At 68.2% G+C, this 18388-nt stretch carries 20 protein-coding genes; 10 read left to right on the top strand and 10 right to left on the bottom strand.

The window, feature by feature from the left end; translation table 11 throughout:
- The first annotated feature begins 138 nt into the window (after positions 1–138).
- The 3 genes from LT970_RS01535 to LT970_RS01545 all read left to right on the top strand — a co-directional run bounded on the left by LT970_RS01535 (position 139) and on the right by LT970_RS01545 (position 5706).
- The gene (locus LT970_RS01535) at positions 139–3279 is read left to right on the top strand and encodes a PAS domain S-box protein (protein ID WP_232687205.1); all 3141 of its coding nucleotides are present in this window, start codon (positions 139–141) and stop codon (positions 3277–3279) included.
- 94 nt (positions 3280–3373) lie between these two features.
- Positions 3374–4777 (top strand): dihydrolipoyl dehydrogenase family protein, encoded by a 1404-nt coding sequence (locus LT970_RS01540; RefSeq protein WP_232687206.1) that lies wholly within the window; start codon positions 3374–3376, stop codon positions 4775–4777.
- A 152-nt stretch (positions 4778–4929) separates the two neighbouring features.
- Positions 4930–5706, top strand: a complete 777-nt coding sequence (locus tag LT970_RS01545) for an NAD-dependent epimerase/dehydratase family protein (protein ID WP_232687207.1) — start codon at positions 4930–4932, stop codon at positions 5704–5706.
- A gap of 6 nt (positions 5707–5712) precedes the next feature.
- Here LT970_RS01545 and LT970_RS01550 read toward each other — a convergent pair whose 3' ends face one another.
- From LT970_RS01550 to LT970_RS01560, 3 genes are all read right to left on the bottom strand, one after another.
- Entirely contained in the window at positions 5713–6714 is a 1002-nt protein-coding gene (locus LT970_RS01550; RefSeq protein WP_232687208.1) for a cation diffusion facilitator family transporter, read from the bottom strand.
- Positions 6715–6789: 75 nt separating this feature from the next.
- A complete protein-coding gene (locus LT970_RS01555; RefSeq protein ID WP_232687209.1) occupies positions 6790–7245 on the bottom strand; it encodes a hypothetical protein in 456 nt (151 codons plus the stop codon).
- A gap of 41 nt (positions 7246–7286) precedes the next feature.
- Positions 7287–7829, bottom strand: coding sequence for an HIT family protein (locus LT970_RS01560; RefSeq protein ID WP_232687210.1), 543 nt, complete (start codon positions 7827–7829; stop codon positions 7287–7289).
- Between the two features lie 154 nt (positions 7830–7983).
- Here LT970_RS01560 and LT970_RS01565 point away from each other — a divergent pair, with 154 nt between their 5' ends.
- Complete coding sequence (locus tag LT970_RS01565; RefSeq protein WP_232687211.1) at positions 7984–8184, top strand: DUF7835 family putative zinc beta-ribbon protein; 201 nt, start codon at positions 7984–7986, stop codon at positions 8182–8184.
- Positions 8185–8259: 75 nt separating this feature from the next.
- Here the strand turns inward: LT970_RS01565 and map are convergent, their stop codons facing one another.
- The 4 genes from map to LT970_RS01585 all read right to left on the bottom strand — a co-directional run bounded on the left by map (position 8260) and on the right by LT970_RS01585 (position 11351).
- Complete coding sequence (map, locus tag LT970_RS01570) at positions 8260–9147, bottom strand: type II methionyl aminopeptidase (protein ID WP_232687212.1); 888 nt, start codon at positions 9145–9147, stop codon at positions 8260–8262.
- Positions 9148–9187: 40 nt separating this feature from the next.
- Entirely contained in the window at positions 9188–9604 is a 417-nt protein-coding gene (locus tag LT970_RS01575; protein ID WP_232687213.1) for a hypothetical protein, read from the bottom strand.
- A 43-nt stretch (positions 9605–9647) separates the two neighbouring features.
- Entirely contained in the window at positions 9648–10259 is a 612-nt protein-coding gene (locus tag LT970_RS01580; RefSeq protein ID WP_232687214.1) for an NUDIX hydrolase, read from the bottom strand.
- A gap of 144 nt (positions 10260–10403) precedes the next feature.
- On the bottom strand, positions 10404–11351 hold the full coding sequence (locus LT970_RS01585) for an isoaspartyl peptidase/L-asparaginase (protein WP_232687215.1): 948 nt from the start codon (positions 11349–11351) through the stop codon (positions 10404–10406).
- Between the two features lie 170 nt (positions 11352–11521).
- On the opposite strand from LT970_RS01585, the gene LT970_RS01590 reads away from it, so the two are divergent.
- The 5 genes from LT970_RS01590 (at position 11522) to LT970_RS01610 (ending at position 16747) form a co-directional block, all read left to right on the top strand.
- Complete coding sequence (locus LT970_RS01590; RefSeq protein WP_232687216.1) at positions 11522–12700, top strand: tubulin/FtsZ family protein; 1179 nt, start codon at positions 11522–11524, stop codon at positions 12698–12700.
- A 72-nt stretch (positions 12701–12772) separates the two neighbouring features.
- Positions 12773–13546, top strand: a complete 774-nt coding sequence (locus LT970_RS01595) for a hypothetical protein (protein WP_232687217.1) — start codon at positions 12773–12775, stop codon at positions 13544–13546.
- Positions 13547–13696: 150 nt separating this feature from the next.
- Positions 13697–14965, top strand: coding sequence for an NADP-dependent isocitrate dehydrogenase (gene icd, locus LT970_RS01600; RefSeq protein ID WP_232687218.1), 1269 nt, complete (start codon positions 13697–13699; stop codon positions 14963–14965).
- A gap of 161 nt (positions 14966–15126) precedes the next feature.
- On the top strand, positions 15127–15414 hold the full coding sequence (locus LT970_RS01605; RefSeq protein ID WP_232687219.1) for an SUI1 family translation initiation factor: 288 nt from the start codon (positions 15127–15129) through the stop codon (positions 15412–15414).
- A gap of 130 nt (positions 15415–15544) precedes the next feature.
- Positions 15545–16747 (top strand): CBS domain-containing protein, encoded by a 1203-nt coding sequence (locus LT970_RS01610; protein WP_232687220.1) that lies wholly within the window; start codon positions 15545–15547, stop codon positions 16745–16747.
- Positions 16748–16766: 19 nt separating this feature from the next.
- On the opposite strand, the gene LT970_RS01615 is transcribed toward LT970_RS01610, so the two are convergent.
- Entirely contained in the window at positions 16767–17120 is a 354-nt protein-coding gene (locus tag LT970_RS01615) for a hypothetical protein (RefSeq protein WP_232687221.1), read from the bottom strand.
- Between the two features lie 80 nt (positions 17121–17200).
- Here LT970_RS01615 and LT970_RS01620 point away from each other — a divergent pair, with 80 nt between their 5' ends.
- The gene (locus tag LT970_RS01620) at positions 17201–17722 is read left to right on the top strand and encodes a DUF5817 domain-containing protein (protein WP_232687222.1); all 522 of its coding nucleotides are present in this window, start codon (positions 17201–17203) and stop codon (positions 17720–17722) included.
- A gap of 37 nt (positions 17723–17759) precedes the next feature.
- Here the strand turns inward: LT970_RS01620 and LT970_RS01625 are convergent, their stop codons facing one another.
- Together LT970_RS01625 and LT970_RS01630 are read right to left on the bottom strand one after the other, a co-directional pair.
- Complete coding sequence (locus tag LT970_RS01625; protein ID WP_232687223.1) at positions 17760–17900, bottom strand: hypothetical protein; 141 nt, start codon at positions 17898–17900, stop codon at positions 17760–17762.
- 108 nt (positions 17901–18008) lie between these two features.
- A complete protein-coding gene (locus LT970_RS01630; RefSeq protein ID WP_232687224.1) occupies positions 18009–18350 on the bottom strand; it encodes a hypothetical protein in 342 nt (113 codons plus the stop codon).
- Positions 18351–18388: the final 38 nt, after the last annotated feature.

The raw sequence follows: 18388 nt of genomic DNA on the forward strand, positions 1-18388 counted from the left end.
GAACTACCTGGGCGAATTGTGCCGGCGGGTTCCGTTGTCGGAGGTATCCATCCTCTCATAGCTCGGGATTTCGCCGTTCGGTGGTGATGGGTTCCGTTGTCGGAGTCTTGAAGTCGAACGAGCACCTGGAATGGGTCAATGACCGGAGAATCGATGACGGAGTCCCTCCGAGAGACGCTCGCTGTCTTCGATTCGAGGCGGCCACTGACCACCAGCGAGGTGACCGCCCACCTCGACGTGGGGAGACGCAGCACGTACGACAGGCTCAAGAAACTGGCCGACGGCGGGCACCTCGAGACCAAGGAAGTGGGTGCCCGCGGGCGCGTCTGGTGGCGGGCCCAGTCCGGGTCCGTCGACGGAATCGAAGATGGGTCGGCGGACGTGAACGCCGTGGAGTCGGCGGACGAATTCGACGACGAGACGGTGGACGACGCGGCGGCCACCGAGGAACTGTTCGTCTCGCTGGTCGACGCCGTCGAGGAGTACGCCATCTTCCTGCTCGACACCGACGGGTGTGTCAGGACCTGGAACCCGGGTGCCGAGCGCATCAAGGGGTACGACCGAGAGGACATCGTCGGCCAGCACTTCTCGACGTTCTACACTGAGGAAGCCGTCGCGGCGGACGTGCCGGCGGAGAACCTCGCCCGCGCCGCAGAACAGGGGTCCGTCGAGGACACCGGGTGGCGCGTCCGGGACGACGGGTCGCGGTTCTGGGCGAACGTCACCATCACCGCCATCCGGGACGAGGATGGCAATCTCCAGGGGTACGCGAAGGTGACGCGTGACATGAGCGACAGACGGCGGTTCGAGGAACGACTCCGCCGGCAGCGCGACACCCTCGAGTCAGAACTCGACGAGGTGTTCGAACGCATCGACGACGCCTTCTTCGCCGTCGACGAACAGTGGCAGTTCACGTACGTGACGGACAAGATGGCGAAATTCGCCGGACGCTCCGCGGACGAACTGCTCGAAACCGACGTCGCGGACGTGCTTCCCGCGTTCGACGGCGGGCGGCCCCGGGCGGTCGCCGAGCGAGCCATCGAGACCCAGGAGTCCGCGGAACTGTCGTTCTTCTCGGCCCACCTCGACCGGCACCTCCACGTCGGCGTCTACCCCTCGGAGACCGGGCTCTCCGCGTACGTTCGCGACGTCACCGAACGGAAGGAACGCGAGCGCCACCTCGAGCAGTACGAGACGGTCGCCCGGACCGCGTCGGACGTCATCGTCTCCATCGACACCGAGGGGACGATACAGATGGCCAACCCCGCCGTCGAGGACGTGTTCGGGTACGAACCGGACGACCTGGTGGGCGCGTCGATCAGGACGCTGCTGTCAGACGAGATGGCCGCCGACTACGACGCGAACCTGCGGCAGTACCTCGAGACCGGCGACCGCCAGGGGAACTGGGACAACCTCGAGGTCCAGGGAGAGCACGCGGACGGCAACGAGATACCGCTCGCGATCTCGTTCAACGACTACGAGCACGACGGCGAGCGGTTCCTCACCGGTATCGTCCGGGACGTCTCCCAGCGGACGAAACGCGAACAGCAACTCAGGGCCCAGTTCCGCCAGCAGGAGGCCATCGCCGACCTCGGGCAACTGGCCCTGAACACCGACGACGTCGACGCGCTGATGGCCGAGGTGAGCGAGCGCGTCGCCGACGTGCTCGACAACGACTACTGCAAGGTCCTCGACCTCCAGCCGGAGGCCGACGAACTCCTGCTCCGGCAGGGCGTCGGCTGGCAGGACGGCCTCGTCGGCGACGCGACCGTGTCGGCCAGCGAGGACTCCTCGCAGGCGGCCTACACGCTCGAACACGACGAACCGGTCGTGGTCACTGACCTCGAAACCGAGTACCGGTTCAGCGGGCCGTCCCTCCTGCGCAATCACGACGTTCGGAGCGGCATCAGCGTCGTCATCGGTTCGCACGAGGACCCGTGGGGGATTCTCGGGACCCACGACAGCGACCGCACGGAGTTCTCCACGCACGACGTGAACTTCGTTCAGTCGGTCGCGAACATCCTCACGACGGCCATCAACCGGCACAGCGACGAGCGCGAACTCCGACGGAAGCGCGAGCAACTCGAGGCGCTGAACACCCTCAACGTCGTCTTCCGCGACATCACGGACGCGGTCGTCGAACAGCCGACCCGGGAGGAGGTAGAACAGACCGTCTGTGACCACCTCGCGGACACAGACTCCTACGAGTTCGCCTGGGTCGGGGCGGTCGACGTGGCGACCGGCACGGTGAATCCGCGCACGGAGGCGGGCGTGGAGAACTACCTCGAGGGAACCACGATCACCATCGACCCCGAGGACACCCACAGCCAGGGGCCGACCGCGCGCGCCGTCCAGACGAGGGAGATGCAGGTCGTCGAAGACGCGCTCACGGACGAGTCCTACGAGGCGTGGCGCGAGAAAGCCCGGGAGCACAGGTTCGTCGCGTCGGCGGCCATCCCGGTCGTCCACGAGAGCACCATCTACGGCGTGTTGAACGTCTACTCCGACCGCCCCGAAGCGTTCACGGGACGGGAGAGAGCCGTCCTCCAGCAACTCGGGGAGGTCGTCGGGCACGCCATCGCCGCGGTGGAGCGAAAGCGCGCGCTGATGAGCGACGAGGTCGTCGAACTCGACTTCGCCATCCCGGGCGTGTTCGACGAACTGGACGTCGACGTCCCTGCCGATTGTCGGCTGGAGATTACGAAGACGGTCCCGACGGGAGCGGACTCGTTCCTCGCCCACGGCACGGCGAACGCCGCCGGCGTCGAACTCGTGGACGCCCTGACGGAGACGCTCCCGAACTGGAACGGGTTGTTGCGCCGCGAAGAGACGGACGACGGCGTCCGGTTCCAGGTGCGCATCTCCGAATCGACGATCCTCTCGATGGTCGCATCCCAGGGCGGCCGCGTCGAACGCGCGGTCTTCGAGGGCGACAAACTCGACCTGCGACTCCACCTCAGACCCAGGACTGCGGTCCGGCAGGTCATCGACACCGTCCAGTCGGAGTATCCGACTGCGGAGATGCTGTCCCGCCGGCAGGTCACCAGGGACGACGACCCGACTGTCGGGTCCCACCGGGACCTCGAGGGGGGACTCACGGAGCGACAGGTCGCGGCGTTGAGGGCGGCCTACGGCGGCGGGTTCTTCGAGTGGCCGCGCACCCACTCCGGGGAGGAGATAGCCGACTCGATGGGCGTCGCGCCGCCGACGTTCCACCAGCACCTCCGGAAGGCCGAACAGAAGGTGCTCGACGCGGTGCTGGAGGAGACAATCGACTGACCGTCCGTGGTTCGTCGCCACGGTCCGCGGCCAGGCGGATCCTCGACCGGGGACGGCAAGGATACTCTTTACGGAGGCCGCCATAGTGCGTCGCGTGACAGTGTTCGACCTCGTCGTGCTGGGTGGTGGCACCGGGAACATCGTCGCGTCGGCGGCGGCGGACGCAGGACTCGACGTCGCCATCGTCGAGCGCGGCCGACTCGGCGGCACCTGCCTCAACCGGGGCTGTAACCCCTCGAAGAAACTCATCCACCGGGCGGACGTCGTCGAGACAGTCCGGAACGCCTCGGCGTACGGCATCGACGCGACGCTGGACGACGTTCCGTTCGCGGACGTCGTCGCGGAGGTGAACGCGACCGTCGCCGAGGAAGCCGAGTCGAAAGCAGAGCGCGCCCGCGAACACGACGGCGTGACCTTCTATCAGGCGGCGGGACGGTTCGTCGACGAGCGGACCGTCGAGGTGAGAACCGGAGGCGAGTGGGGAGACGACAGTAACGAGACGATCACAGGCGACGACGTCGTGCTCGCCGGCGGGTCACGACCGCTGATTCCGGATTCCATCGACGGCGCAGACGAAGCGTCGTTCCTCACGAGCGACGAGGCGCTCCGACTGGACGAACTCCCCGACCGCCTCGTCGTCGTCGGCGGGGGGTACATCGCCGTCGAGATGGGGCACTTTTTCGGGCAGATGGGCGCAACCGTCGTCATCGTCGGCCACGGTGACGTACTCGCCGACCGAGAGGACCACGACGTCGCGGAGCGACTCACCGAGGCCTACCGTCGGAAGCACGAACTCCACCTCGGCCACGAGGTGACCGCGCTCGCTGACGACGACGGCGAGACGGTCGTGACCGCCGAATCCGAGGATGGCGACGAACTCGAGGTGCGCGGCGACGAGGTGCTGGTGGCGACGGGCCGGCGACCGAACTCGGACCTGTGGAACGTCGAGGCCGCCGGACTGGAGACGAACGAGAAGGGGTTCGTGGCGACCGACGAGTGCCTGGAGACGTCCGTGGACGGCGTGTGGGCCATCGGCGACATCGCGGACAACTTCATGTTCAAGCACTCCGGCGACAAGGAGGCCGAGTACGTCGTCGAGAACGTCGTGCGCGACGCCCGGACACCCGTCGAGTTCCCCGGGATGGCTCACGCCGTCTTCGGGTCGCCACAGATCGGGAGTCTCGGGAAGACCGAGTCCGACCTCGGGGACCGTGCGTACGACGTCGGCGAGTTCGAGTACGACGAGACCGCCCTCGGGTCGGCGCTGGCGAGCGACGCGGGGTACGCGAAGGCGCTCGTCGCACCGGACGACGAAGTCCTCGGTTTCCACGTCGTCGGGCCGCACGCCTCGATGCTCGTTCACGAGGTGAGCACCGCGGTTGCGGCCGGCGGGGACGCCGAGCGAATCGCGGAGACCATTCACGTCCATCCGGCGCTCTCGGAGGTCGTCCAGGGCGCGTTCCGCGACGCGCGAGACGTGGCGCCCTCGGGGTTCTGAGACGGACTGTCCCGCGTTCGGGAGTGCTGGAATGGGCACCCAGAGTTCCCGGACGCTGAGTGGTTCTCGAAGTTTCGGAACAACGCCGTCGCCGCCGGCGATGTCTGCGGGAATCCAGTAACGATACATCCCCACGCCCTGTACCGCCGACAATGACACGGGTCGCACTCACGGGTGCCGGCGGCAACGTCGGTCGAGAACTCCTCGACGCGTTCGGCGACGGACACGCTGTCGTTCCGTTCACGCACTCTGAGCACGAAGATCTGGACAGCGAACTACTCGACGTCACCGACCCCGACGCGGTCGCCGACGCCCTCGACGGGTTCGACGTCGTCGTCCACCTCGCGGGGGCGTCGTCTCCGGAGACCGACTGGGACACCGTCGTCGACGTGAATTTCCACGGGACCAAACACGTCCTCGACGCGGCCGTCGAGAACGGCGTCGAGCGGGTGGTGTTCGCGAGTTCGAACCACGCCGTCGGCATGTACAACACCGCGGACCCCGCCGAACCCGAGCAGATGGTACTCGAGAACGCCCGGACCGTCGGCGCCGACGCGTCACCCCGCCCGGACACCTACTACGGCGTGAGCAAGGCGGCCTGTGAGGCGTTGACCAACTTCTACGCCGACCGTCACGGCCTCGAGGTCGTGAACCTCCGCATCGGCTGGTACCTCGACGAAGACGACCTCCGGGAGCACACGGGGGAGGCCGTCGAGCGCGTCGAGGACCGGTTCGCGCGAGCGATGTGGCTGAGCCCCCACGACTGCCGGGACGTCCACCGGAAGGCCGCGCTCGCGGACCTCTCGGAGAGCCCGGTGACGCTGAACGCCGTCTCGCGGAACGACGAGCGAACATACACGCTCACGGAGACGATGCGCGTACTCGGGTACACGCCCCGGGACAACGCCGCCGAGACGCTCGCGGAGTGAGTCGAGTCACTTCCGCGTGGCGGACTCGTTGCCTGCGTCGTCCCCCGATTCGACTCCGCTATCGTTGTCCTCCGATTCGACCCCGCTATCGCCGTCCTCCGCTGTCCACCTATCGCCGTCGCCCGCCCTGGTCTCCCACTCGCCGAGCTCTCGCGGGTCGATGTGCACGAACACGTCGTCGATCTCGGGAATCGAGCGCAGGTTCTCGACGACGGCCGTCTCGATGTCGTGGGCGTCGTGGAGCGTCATGTCGCCCTCCACTTCGATGTGGAGGCTGACGTCGACCTCCGGGCCGACGTAGTGGGCGACGACGTCGTGCGCCCCGTTGACTTCGGGGTGGTCGAGCGCGCGGGAGAGTATCTCCTCGCGGAGGTCCTCGTCCGGAGCCGCACCGACGAGGTAGTTCACGTTGTCCTGGATGATCTCGTAGCCCGTGTAGAGGATGCCGGCGGCGACGACGAACGCGGCCAGCGGGTCGAGCACGGGGTAGCCGATGGCGGATCCGAGGACGCCGACGAGCGCCGCGCTCGCTGTGAGGATGTCGTTTCGATTGTCGAGCGCGGTGGCGCGAGTCGCGGGCGAGCGGTGGTCCTCGGCGACGCCCAGACAGTAGCGGTAGAGCACGTACTTGCCGATGGCGGTGCCGACGAGCACGACGACAGCCACGAGGCTGGTCGAGCGGCCGTACGAGCCGTCGAGAACCGCGTTCGTGGCGGTCCAGAGCACGCCGGCGCCAGCGGCGAGCACGCCCACTGCGACGACGAGCGAGACGAACGGTTCGATGCGCTCGTGGCCGTGCGGGTGCTCGAAGTCCGGCGGCTGGGTGGTCAAGTAGAGGCCGCCGAGCACGACCAGCGAGTACGCGACGTCCGCGATGCTGTTGACGGCTTCAGAGCCGACCGCGAGACTGCCAGTGAGCCACCACGCGACGCCCTTCGCCGCCACGAGCAGGAGGTTCGCGGCGAGCACCACGACGCCGACCCGCCGAACGGCGCGCTTGCGGTCCATTCTACGTCTCCTTTTCGCGCCCCGATGTTCGGTTTTTCGATTCAGTCGAAACCTGGTGGCGGCCGCGGGCTACGACTAACCGTCGGTTCCGAGTCCGACCTTGGCGACGATTCCCGGGTCGTACGGTGCCACCGTCACGACGACGTTCCTGGCCTCGATGGAGTTCGACGCGCCGACGACAATCATTCTGACGTTCGACCCCATCCCCTCGATGAAATGCTCGTGGTCGACCGTCGCCTCGACGACGAACGTCTGCTCGCCGGTCAACACCTGGTCCCACTTCTGGGGTTCGTCGGGGGCGCTTTCGACGGTCTCCTCGAAGACGGGTTCGCCGCCGCTGTGAAGGGTCGCGGAGATGGTGACCGACTGTGTCTGTTCGGTTTCGTTCTCGAGGCGGACGCCGTACGAGTCGGTCCCCGCGTCGGGGTCCTTGCTCCCGTTCCCCGAGAGCGCGGTACAGCCAGCGAGTGCGGTTGCTGTGAGCACGCCGCCAGTCCGGAGGACGCGTCGTCGCGTCGATTGGAGGGACATGCGCGTCGCAATGACACATACGCAGAAGTAGGGTTTCCCGACTACTCGAACGCGAGTCGGACCGCACCGCCGTCCGTCTCGGCGGCAGCGGGGTGGTCGCAAAACGCCTCGTGGAGGCGGTCGTAGGAGTCCTCTAGAGCTTCTACGATGACCTTCGTGTCGCCGATGACGGGCATGAAGTTCGTGTCACCGTCCCAGCGCGGCACCACGTGCGTGTGGAGGTGGTCGTCGATGCTCCCACCCGCGGCGCTCCCGCCGAGATTCAACCCGGCGTTGAAGCCGTCCGGGCCGAAGGCCGCCTCGATGGCGTCGAACGTCGCCTGCTTCAGGCGCGCGTGGTCGAGGAGCACGTCGGCAGCGAGGTCCGTGTAGTCGCCCGTGTGCACGTTCGGAATCACCATGCAGTGGCCCGGGCTGTACGGATAGTTGTTGAGCATCACGGTGGCGCGCTCGGAGCGCGCGACGACGAGATGCTCGCGGGCGTCCGGCCGCTCCGGGTACTCGCAGAACACGCAGTCCACGTCCTCGTTTTTCTCCTCGCGCTCGACCCAGTCGATTCGCCACGGCGCGAACACCTGGTCCATGCCGCGGGATTGACGGCCCACGCCAGTAGTGTTTCGGGGATTTGTCCCCACCACCCGGTGGTTCCCGGAACCCTCCGGTGACATGGCACGAAACCGAAATCAAGAGCCGCTTATTTACGTCGCGAACGACTCGTACTCGACGAGGGTGGTTCCGATGGAGAGTAAAGCATCTCGATCTGACGGTATGACGGAACAGTGTACGAACTGTGGGCGAGAGACGTCTCACGAAGTCTCCGTCGAACTTCGTACCGAGAGTTCCAGTGAGGAGAACGCCGAGTTCTCCCGCGAGCCGTATCGAGTAACGTCGTGTCTCGTGTGCGGTGAGGAGACGAGCCAGCGCATGAACAACGCGTAGACGTCGTCGCCGGAGCCGTTCCTCATATTTTTTGCCGGGCGACGAAGCCGCGTCGACAGCCCTCGCGACGACCAGTTACGTCAGAATCTCGCAGCCGTCCTCGGTGACGACGAGCGTGTGCTCGTCCTGGCTCACGAGCGCGCCGTCGTCCTCCTTCAACACGGGGTACGACCGCACGACGTCCGCCATCTCGAGGCGGCGCAGGCTCATCTCGGCGCGCGAGTCGTCCAGCCAGCGCGCCGCGAACGGCAGGCCGTCGAACGCCTCGAGGTCCTCGAGCAACTGGCGGGCGCGCCGGTCGCGCACGTTCCCGGTGCCTACGACCTCGTAGATCTCTGTCGCAGAGCCCTCCGTGACCTTCCCCGTGCCGTCCGTGGCGAACGGCTCGATTGCGAGCACGTCGCCCGCCTGGAGTTCCGTGCCCGAGTCGACGGCCCGGTTCGGGACGTTTGGCGGCGTGTGCGCGTCGTACACGTCGAGGCCGTGGCCGGTGAGGTTCACAACGGGGTTGTAGCCGTACGCCTCGATGACGTCCCCGACTTCCGCGCCGACCTCGCCCGTGTGGACGCCCGGTTCGACCGCGTCGACGGCGGCCTCGAGGGCTTCCTCGGCGGCCTCCACGAGTTCCGGGTTGCCCGAGAGGTCGACCGTCGTCGCGGCGTCCGCGATGTGGCCGTCGACGTGCACGCCGACGTCCAGGCACACCATCTCCTCGCCGAACTCGGTGTCGTCGTCCCTGCCGGGCGCGGCGTGGCTCGCCTCCTCGTCGACGCTGATGTTCACCGGGAACGCGGGCTCCCCGCCGAGTTCGCGGATGCGCTCCTCTGCGAACTCCGCGACCTCGAGTTGCGTGACGCCGACCTCCACGCGGTCGGCGGCCTCGCTCAACACGTCCTGCAGGATCTCCCCGGCCTCGACGTACTGCTCGTACGCCTCGGAGCCGGGTTCGACGCTGTCTGCCATGCCCGTCCCTTCACCCGAACAGGGGAAAGAGGTTGCGGGACTACGCGGTCGTCCGACGCCGGAACCGCAGCACGCGACCGACGGCACCGCCCGCAGCGGCGCCGAGCACGCCGAAGATCCCGCCGATGGTCGCGGCCTCGAGGTCCGTGGCGAACCGCGCGAGCGTCGTAAGCAGCGCGCCGTCGCTGCCGAGCACGTGGAACCCGACTGCCGACCCGGCGAACGCCGCGACGCCGATGGCGACGCAGACCGCGAACGCGTGATACCGGATGGCGTACAGCGTGCTCGCCACCACCGCCGCGAACGCGGCGTCGACCGGGAAGTAGACGCCGGGTTCGTTCGCATCGAGGTAGACCACGGTCGAGACGGCGCCGACGACGAACACCGTGGCGACGACCGGAATGCCGACGCGGAGGGCACTGCGGCGGGGGCCGACGAGCAGGCGGCGCACGTTCATACGCGACTCGTCTCTCGGCGCCCTCAAAGTCCTGCCGGCGCGCTCACTCCTCGAGAAACCACTCGACGTCCGAGACGGCGTCCTCGCGCTCCCCGCCGTTCCAGTACTGTTCGCCGTCCGCGCGCTCGGCGACGCCGTCGGGGACGCAGCCGAACCACCGGGCGTCCCACTCGTCACCCTCCTCGGACGCGCGCTTCGCGCTCAGGTGGTCCATCGGCGTGTTCGCGTTCTCCGGAACCGCCGAATCGACCGGCTCGGCTCGAAGGACCACGTCGTAGCCGGTGGTCTGGCGGTACTCCGCGCCCGCGAGGCGGTAGCTCGTCCGCGTCACGCGCTCCGGTCGCTCGAGTGAGACGGCGAGGCCCGTCTTCTGGGCGACCCACCGTCGCGCCACCGCTCCCCAGTCGTCGCCCGGTCGCACCGGACTCCTCGGCAGCGACCACCCCTCGGGCGCGTTCACGAGCAACACGTCGCCGTCACCGTTCACCACGCCGACAGCGACCGTCCCGACCCACGACTCGTGGCCGTTGAACGCGCCGCGGTCGTTCACCACCCGCGTCTCTTCGTGGAACAACACGTCGGTTTGCTCGCGCAACTGCTCTGGGTCGAGCAGGGACATCTTCTCGAAACCGTCGTACGTGGGCCGTTCGGGCATGCTGGAGGGCCGCCGGAGGCGTCGCTCCGACTGTAGGCACGTCTCTACAGGCGGACGGTAGAAGAACGCTTCGGCGAACTGGTTCGGGTGCTCTGGTGCGGGGCCATCAGTACGCTCCCCGCTCGCAATCCCGCGGGTCTCGTTTCACTCGACCCGCGCGGTCTGCATCCCGTCCGTGTTGAACGCCTCTCCGAACCCGCCGTCGCTGTCCAGAACGATGACGCCTGCGCCCTCGCCCGTCATCTCCTCGAGTTCCTCGACGGCCTGCTCCGCGGCGGCCTGCGCGCTCATCCCGTCCTCCAGGTGGCGAACCGCGCGCCGCGTCAGCGTCGTCTTCGCGATGGCCTCGCCCGCGCCCGTCGCCGACGCCGCGCCCGCTGGCGCGGCGTAGAACCCGGACCCGATCTGGGGAACGTCGCCGACCCGTCCCGCGAGCGCGAGCCAGCGACCGCCCGTCGACGTCGCCGCGGCGAACTCGTCCCCATCGTACGCAACCGCGCCGACCGTGTCGTGGTCCTTGTCGTCGCTAGTCCGGCTATTGTCACCGCCGTTGTCGAGGTTCATCGCGCCGAACTTGTCCCGGATCCACTCGAGGTGCTCGCGCGGGCCACCGTCGGGGTGGTCTTCGAGGTCGTCCCAGCGTTTTCGGGTGTCCTCGCTCCAGAGGTCGCACTCGGTCTTGACTCCCACGTCGTCGGCGAAGTCGACGGCGTGCACGCCGTTCAGCATGACGTGGGGCGTCTCCTCCATCACCGCTCGCGCGACCGAAATCGCGGCCTCGACGCCGGGCATCGACGCCGCCGCGCCGGCCTCGCGGGTCGCTCGGCCATCCGGCGACTCCGTCCTGTCGTCGCCCGCCCGCCCGCTCCTCATCACGCCGGCGTCCGTCCGCACGATGCCGTCGGACTGCACCGCGCCGCCCACTCCCGCGTTGAATCGGGGGTTCCCCTCCAGCACTCGAATCGCGGCTTCGACGGCGTCGGTGACGGTGTCCTCGTCCGCGCCCGCGCTCGCCGCTTCGTCGAGCGTCGCCTGTCGCGGCTCCGGTTCGTCCGGGCTGCTGCCCGCGCCGCCGTGCACGATAATCTTCATACTCGTTCCTGTCGCGCACGCGCTCTTAGTCGTGGGGTTTCCCGGCCGACGAACCGGAGCTCGCAGCACACCCGGACGCCCGCGTTAGGAACTCTGTACGCAGCGGGTAGACAGTCCGGGGGCGCAGTAGCCTGTGAATAGCAAAGCATCCTGAGGGTCCGAGAGGAATCATGAAACTGGCCGTGATCGGCTTCGGTAACGCGGGCGGAAAGGTCGCCGACCGAATCGTGGAGTACGAGGCCGAGACGGGGCGCGCGCTCTGCCGGTTCACCGCCGCCGTGAACACTGCGAGCATCGACCTGGAGAAGATAACGCACATTCCGCGGGAGAACCGCGTGCTCGTCGGGCAGACCGACGAGCGCTCGAAGGGCCACGGCGCGGGCGCGGACCCCGAACTCGGCGCGGAGCTGGCCCGCCAGGACCGGGCGGAGATCAGACGTTTCCTCGACGGCGTCCCGCTGCACGACATCGACGCGTTCCTCGTGGTCGGCGGCCTCGGCGGCGGCACGGGGAGCGGCGGCGGCCCCGTGCTCGCCGGCATCCTCTCCGAGCAGTACAACGAACCCGTCTACGGGCTCGGCGTCCTCCCGAGCGAGGACGAGGGCGGGCGCGCGTCCCTGAACGCCGCTCGCTCGGTGCAGTCGTACATGGACCAGACGGACGGCCTCGTGCTGTTCGACAACGACGCCTGGAAGGAGGGAGCGGACTCCGTCGAGTCCGGCTACGAGCGCACGAACCACGAGATAGCCAAGCGCGTCGTGACGCTGCTCGGGGCTGGCGAGTACGACGGTTCGACGGTCTCGGAGAACGCCATGGACTCCAGTGACATCAACCGGACGCTGGCGGTCGGCGGCGTCAGCACGGTGGCGTACGCCGAGGCGGCCGTCGACGAGTCGACGCGGCGCCAGCAGGGCCTGCTAGGTCGCGTCCGCTCGAACGGTTCGGACGGCACCGACGCGGACTCGGCGACGAAGATCCACAGCCTCGTCCGGCGCGCGGTGCAGTCCCGGCTCACGTGCCCCGCGGAGGTCGAATCCACGGAGCGCGCGCTCGTCGTCGTCTCCGGCCCGCCCGAGGAACTCTCACACAAGGGATTGGTCCGCGCGAGACAGTGGCTGGAGGGAGAGATCGACAGCGTGGAGGTGCTCGCTGGCGACGACCCGCGGCCGTCGAGTGACACCCTCTCGGCGACCGTGTTGCTCTCGAACGTCACCGACGTCCCCCGCGTCGACCGCCTCCAGGAGCAGGCCGTGGACGCCCAGTCCGACATCGAGCGGCAGGCCACGGGCCGCGAGGAGGCGATAACGAACCTCGTCACGGACGCCGAGAACCGCCTCGACCCGGTATGACGCGGAGAATTCGCGCCGCGATTCCGTGGCGTCAGCATCGAATCAGGTCACTCCAGCGGTCGGACTGACACCGTGGCCCGGGAGCAGCGCACTGGCCGCGGGACGGCGGGTAGCGACCCTGGCGTGTTGACGCTGCTCCGCAACGACCTCGCGTGGCTTCACGCCGCCTGGATGGGGCTCGTGTTCCCCGAGCAGCGCCAGAATCACCCGGCGCTCGGCCGGTGGTCGCCGACGACGTTCACTGAGCGGGTCGCCTACGTCGCGTGGGCGGTCCTCGGCGCGCTCGCCGTCGCCGTGGGTTATCCGTTCGCGCTCGCCGGGTTCGCGGTCCGGTTCTACAGCCGACGGCTGTACAGCACCGCGCTCGCGCTCGGCGTCCTCGGCGTGGTCGCAGTGGCCACGCTGATCTGGGGGGCTCTCACCGTCGGCGTCTACCTCCTGGAGTTCTCCCGCGAGGGCGTCCTCGCGGTGGCCGCCGGTGGCGGGGTAGCGGTCGCGTCGGCGGCGCTGGCGACCGCGTTCGCGCGGTGGGACGGGCGGGCGACGACAGTCCTGCTGGCGTACCCGTTCGGCGTCACCGCGGTGTTCCTGCCGCCCGTGGTCGCGGCGCTGTACTCGCCGACGCTGGGCGAGTGGGTGTTCCCGAACAGCTACAATTTCGCGGTGTGGCTCCTCGAGAACCCGCTCGCAGGGACCGGCGTGGACGAGTTCCTCCGCTCGCGGTTCGACCTCGCGGGCGTTGCCTACGTCGGCATGTGGTTCGCGCTCGCGGTCCCGGTCGGGTGGGTGCTCGGCCTGCTCGTCACGCTCGCGGACGTCGTGCGACCCGCGCCCCCCGCGGAGTGACTCGGAGCGCGGGCCGACAGACGTGGGCTGACGCGACGACTGCTGGACTCCACGGAACCGCCGTCGGACCGCTTCTGACGCGTGAACAACTGACACTGACGGCGGGAAACAGCAGTCCTTTTAGGCGCTACCTGCGATTTTCGAACCGATATGAGCTACGAGCAGGTTGAGGTCCCCGAGAACGGGGAGAAGGTCACGTACGACGAGGAGGCGGACGAACTCCGCGTCCCCGAGAACCCCATCATCCCCATCCTCCACGGGGATGGCATCGGAAACGAGGTCGGTCCCGCCGCACAGAAGGTGCTCACCGCCGCCGCGGAAGCGACGGGCCACGACGTCGCGTGGATGGAAGTGTACGCCGGCGAGACCGCCCGCGAGAAGTACGACGAGAACCTCCCGGACGCGACCGTGGACGCCATCCGCGACCACCGCGTTGCCATCAAGGGTCCGCTCACGACGCCCGTCGGCGCGGGCTTCCGCTCGCTGAACGTCGCGCTCCGCCAGACGCTCGACCTCTACGCGAACGTCCGCCCGACGTACTACCTCGACGGCGTGCCGTCCCCGATGAAGTCGCCCGAGGAGATGGACATGGTGACGTTCCGGGAGAACACCGAGGACGTGTACGCTGGCATCGAGTGGGAGGCCGGCAGCGACGAGGCCGAACAGGTCCGGGACTTCGTCGAGGACGAGATGGACTTCGACGGCGTGATGCACGACGGCCCCATCGGCCTCGGTCTCAAACCCATCTCCGAGAAGGGCAGCAAGCGCCTCGTCCGCGAGGCCATCGACTACGCCATCGAGAACGACCGCGACAAGGTCACGCTCGTCCACAAGGGCAACATCATGAAGTTCACCGAGGGGCAGTTCGGTGACTGGGGGATGGAGGTCGCCGACGAGGAGTACCCCGACGACGAGGTGTTCGCCGCGCCCGACTCCCTCTGGGAGGAACAGGACGAGGTCGACATCCCGGAGGACGCCGTGATGGTCGAGGAGCGCCTCGCCGACGCGATGCTCCAGTGGATGCAGCTGCGCACCGACGAGTTCGACGTGCTCGCGATGCCGAACCTCAACGGCGACTACCTCTCGGACGCCGCGGGCGCTCAGATCGGCGGCCTCGGCGTCGCGCCGGGCGCGAACTTCGGGAAGGGCCGTTGTCTCGCGGAGCCGGTCCACGGCTCCTCGCCGAAGAACGCCGGCCTGAACAAGGCCAACCCGACCGCGCTCATCCTCTCCGGGCGCCTCCTGTTCGAGTATATGGGCTGGGAGGACGCGGGTCAGCTCATCCGGGACGCCGTCGAGGAGACCATCTCCTCGGGCGAGGTCACGTACGACCTCGAGCGCCAGATCGAGGGCGGCGAGAAGCTCTCCACGACGGAGTACGCTGACGCCGTCGTCGACCGGATCGAGGAGCTCGCGTAATTCGCTCCTCGCGCAGTCGGCTTTCGCCGACGACGTCCACGACCGCGCGCAATCGAGCGCCGGCCCACCGGGCCACCAAACAAGCCACTTCTTTGCGGGACTGCGACCGGGAGCCGCCGCGTTCGCCAACTGCTTTGTCCCCGGGCACCGTACGTCGGGACGTGTCAGGAGACGACCCCTTCGACGAGATTCCGGACGACCCGACCTCGGACCTCGACCGAGCCACCCAGCAGCTCACCGTGCGCGTCGAGCGGCGCACCTACGACAAGCCCGTGACCATCGTGGAGGGGTTCGACGAGAACTCCGTGGACGTCTCTGCGGTGGCGTCTGAACTGAAGTCCCAGCTCGGCGCGGGCGGGACGGTGGACGACGGCACCATCGAGGTGCAGGGCGACCACACCGACCGCGTCCCCGACCTGCTGCGCGACCAGGGATTCGAGGTGGAGTGACCGGTCTTGAACGGCGCTGTCCCTGCTTGCGAGTTAGCGTCGAGCGAGCGACGCCGCGACGAACTGACCACCAGAACTCGAACAGACTGGTAAGAAAGCGAATCACTGTCGGTGGCGTCTAGCCAGCGGGATGGACATCGCAGACATCTACGTCACCGAGTACGCGGACGTATCACCCGACGTGCCCGCGTCGAAACTCGCCGCGCGGTTCCGCGAGGACGGCGTGAAAGCTGTGGTCGTCCGGGGAGACGACTACGAGGGTGTCGTGACGGAGCGCCAGTTCCTGCGCTCGCACGTGCCGCCGAAGACGAAGGTTCGGTCGCTCGTCTGGCACGTATCGAGAGTCCGACCCGACGAGGACGTCCGGGACGTCGCGCGCCTGCTCGTCGGCGGGCAGACGACAGTGCTGCCAGTGTTCGACGGCGACGAACTCGTTGGGGTCGTCACCGCGGACGGCGTACTCGAGGCTGTTCGGGAGGACCTCGACGCGCTCACGGTCGACGACGTTCACACCGATGATCTGGTGACGGTGTCGCCAGACGACGGCGTCGGCGTCGTGCTGAACCACTTCCGCGAGCGCGCCATCACGCACCTCCCGGTCGTGGACGACGACGGGGACGTGGCTGGCGTCGTGAGCGTCCACGACCTGCTCGGCATCACCACGCGCTCGGTGGAGAAGTCGAGCGGCGGCGACACCGGGTTCCCGGAGGGGCTGAGCCACGGCGGGTTCGGCGCGCGAGAGGGAGACCGAGACGACCTGATGAGCGTCCCGGTGGGGAACGTGATGAGCGACCCGGCAGCGACCACGACGCCCGACCGACCGCTCGGGGAGGCCGTCGGAGAGATGCTGGAGCGCGGCATCTCCTCGCTCGTCGTGGTGGACGAATCGGAGCGAGCGACAGGCATCGTGACGAAGACCGACGCGCTCGAGTCGCTGACGTGGACCGACGAGGACGCGCCGGTCGTGCAGGTCCAGAACGTCGACCTGATGGACGACCTCTCGGTGGACAACGTTCGAAACACTGTCGACGAACTCGTCTCCCGGTACGAGGCGATGTCACTCCTGGAGGCGAACGTCTACTTCCACGAGCACGAGGAACGGGTGCGCGGCACGCCGCTGATGCTGGCGCGCATCCGCTTGTTCACGGACAAGGGTCACTTCGTCGGCACCGGCGAGGGCTACGGCGCGGGGCACGCGTTCCGCCTCGCCGCGAACGTCGTGGAGCGCCAGATTCTCGAGGGGAAGACGCGGGGCCGCTCGAAGAAGGGGCGGGACCGAGAGGAACGCGCCGCTCGCAAGCGCTACGGCTGGTATCTGTCGGGATCCGAGTAGCAGGAGTTCGGTGGAGTGGTCACGCGAGCGGGTTTCTGGGAACGCCGACGCGTCGGTGGCGCCGGTAGAGGTAGAGCGCGGGCAGCACCAGCGCGAGCGGCGGGAACCACATCAGATAGTACCACTCCGAGGGCGTCCAGCCGTCGGCGTCCGCGAGGTACCGTCGGTCGAAGTAGACGAACACGGGAGAGAGGACAGCGAGGCCGAACCCCACGAGCACGAACGGCACCAGGAGAAGCGAGACGTACGCGTCCGGCGGGAGCACGGCGCCGAGCACGGCGGTCACGACGAGCGACGCGACGATGCCGGCGATGGGCTTCCACCAGTCCGGGCGTTCGGCGAGCCGCGCTCGCGTCGACGGCGGGTCAGTCATGCCGGGGCGGACGCAGCGTCGACACGTTAGTGTTTCCGTCGACCCGGTAGTTTATCCGGAACGGCGACCGACACCCGAGCATGTACGCGGTCGTGGGGTGTTCGGACTGTAGCGCGCTGTGGGTGGTCTCGGGGCGGCCCGACACCTCGGGGTGTCCGCGCTGTGAGAAACGCCACCAGTTCTCCAAACTTCGGAAGTTCGTGACGACGGAGGACGAGGACCACGCCCGCGAAGTTCGCGCGTCGATGCTCGCGAACCGCGCCGGGCACGGCGACGCGTTCGCGGAGGTGGAGGACTTCACGACGCTCGAGGATTTCGTCGAGGACACCGGGATGACCGACGACGAGTTCATGGCGCAATCGGGCGTGGACACCGACGAGGTGGCCGCTGCGGGCGAGCGCGCCGAGCAGTCCACGCGGAGTCTCGGGAAGCGCGCGGCCGTCGAGACGGCGCTCCGGGAACTCGACCAACCGACCGAGGACGAAGTGAAGGCGTTCGCGGCCGAGCACGGCGTCGAGGGGGAGTACGTGGAGCGCGCGCTGTCGAAGTTCGAGCGAGCGGGCGAGGTCTCGAAGTCCGGGGGACGGTACCGCCGGCTCTGATCCGACAGCGACGCGCCTGTGGCGCGTTTACTGAGCCCTACAGCGGGAGTTCGCCGACGCCGCGCCAGAGCGTCAGCGCGAGCACGAGCACCGTGAGCAGCAACTTCAGCACGCGGAGCGTGCGCACCGCTCGCGACGGTGATTTGCCGTCAGCGCTAGGGTCGTCGAGCGTGCGCATATTACTCGAAACGCCGGCTGGAAAAATAACCCTGTGCCTGCACCGGGATGAAAGTGAAAGTGTCTGGGCGGGTGTCGAGAGCGTCCAGACGGGGGTGCGATGGCCCGGTCACGCGGTGAGCACGAGCGTGACGAGGCCGACGACGCCGACCCCGCAGAGCCAGCAGACGACCTGAAGCGCGTTCGGAACGGGCAGGTGGCCGGCGCGGTAGTCGTTCGGGTCTCCCGCCGAGAAACCGATGCGGGTGCTCGCCGCCACCGTCTCGATGCCGGAGTCCGTGATGCCGACGATGGCGGGCACGATGAACGCCGCGAGGGCGAACATGAGGGCGCCGAGCAACTTCAGCGGGAACGCGACGACGACGGCGAGCGCGACGGTGAGCACGCCCGTCAGTCCACCCCACCCGATGCCGTACTGGAGCGCCGTGCCGCGCACGTCGACGTCTGACATGGTCGGTGGTACGCACCCCGGAACGTAAATGTTGGCTC

The organism is Halobacterium zhouii (genome assembly GCF_021249405.1).
GTDB lineage: Archaea > Halobacteriota > Halobacteria > Halobacteriales > Halobacteriaceae > Halobacterium > Halobacterium zhouii.

Coding starts and splice junctions, on each gene's coding strand:
- LT970_RS01535 (WP_232687205.1), top strand. CDS start 139: ATGACCGGAGAATCGATGACGGAGTCCCTCCGAGAGACGCTCGCTGTC.
- LT970_RS01545 (WP_232687207.1), top strand. CDS start 4,930: ATGACACGGGTCGCACTCACGGGTGCCGGCGGCAACGTCGGTCGAGAA.
- LT970_RS01550 (WP_232687208.1), bottom strand. CDS start 6,714: ATGGACCGCAAGCGCGCCGTTCGGCGGGTCGGCGTCGTGGTGCTCGCC.
- LT970_RS01555 (WP_232687209.1), bottom strand. CDS start 7,245: ATGTCCCTCCAATCGACGCGACGACGCGTCCTCCGGACTGGCGGCGTG.
- LT970_RS01560 (WP_232687210.1), bottom strand. CDS start 7,829: ATGGACCAGGTGTTCGCGCCGTGGCGAATCGACTGGGTCGAGCGCGAG.
- LT970_RS01565 (WP_232687211.1), top strand. CDS start 7,984: ATGGAGAGTAAAGCATCTCGATCTGACGGTATGACGGAACAGTGTACG.
- map (WP_232687212.1), bottom strand. CDS start 9,147: ATGGCAGACAGCGTCGAACCCGGCTCCGAGGCGTACGAGCAGTACGTC.
- LT970_RS01575 (WP_232687213.1), bottom strand. CDS start 9,604: ATGAACGTGCGCCGCCTGCTCGTCGGCCCCCGCCGCAGTGCCCTCCGC.
- LT970_RS01580 (WP_232687214.1), bottom strand. CDS start 10,259: ATGCCCGAACGGCCCACGTACGACGGTTTCGAGAAGATGTCCCTGCTC.
- LT970_RS01585 (WP_232687215.1), bottom strand. CDS start 11,351: ATGAAGATTATCGTGCACGGCGGCGCGGGCAGCAGCCCGGACGAACCG.
- LT970_RS01590 (WP_232687216.1), top strand. CDS start 11,522: ATGAAACTGGCCGTGATCGGCTTCGGTAACGCGGGCGGAAAGGTCGCC.
- icd (WP_232687218.1), top strand. CDS start 13,697: ATGAGCTACGAGCAGGTTGAGGTCCCCGAGAACGGGGAGAAGGTCACG.
- LT970_RS01610 (WP_232687220.1), top strand. CDS start 15,545: ATGGACATCGCAGACATCTACGTCACCGAGTACGCGGACGTATCACCC.
- LT970_RS01615 (WP_232687221.1), bottom strand. CDS start 17,120: ATGACTGACCCGCCGTCGACGCGAGCGCGGCTCGCCGAACGCCCGGAC.
- LT970_RS01620 (WP_232687222.1), top strand. CDS start 17,201: ATGTACGCGGTCGTGGGGTGTTCGGACTGTAGCGCGCTGTGGGTGGTC.
- LT970_RS01625 (WP_232687223.1), bottom strand. CDS start 17,900: ATGCGCACGCTCGACGACCCTAGCGCTGACGGCAAATCACCGTCGCGA.
- LT970_RS01630 (WP_232687224.1), bottom strand. CDS start 18,350: ATGTCAGACGTCGACGTGCGCGGCACGGCGCTCCAGTACGGCATCGGG.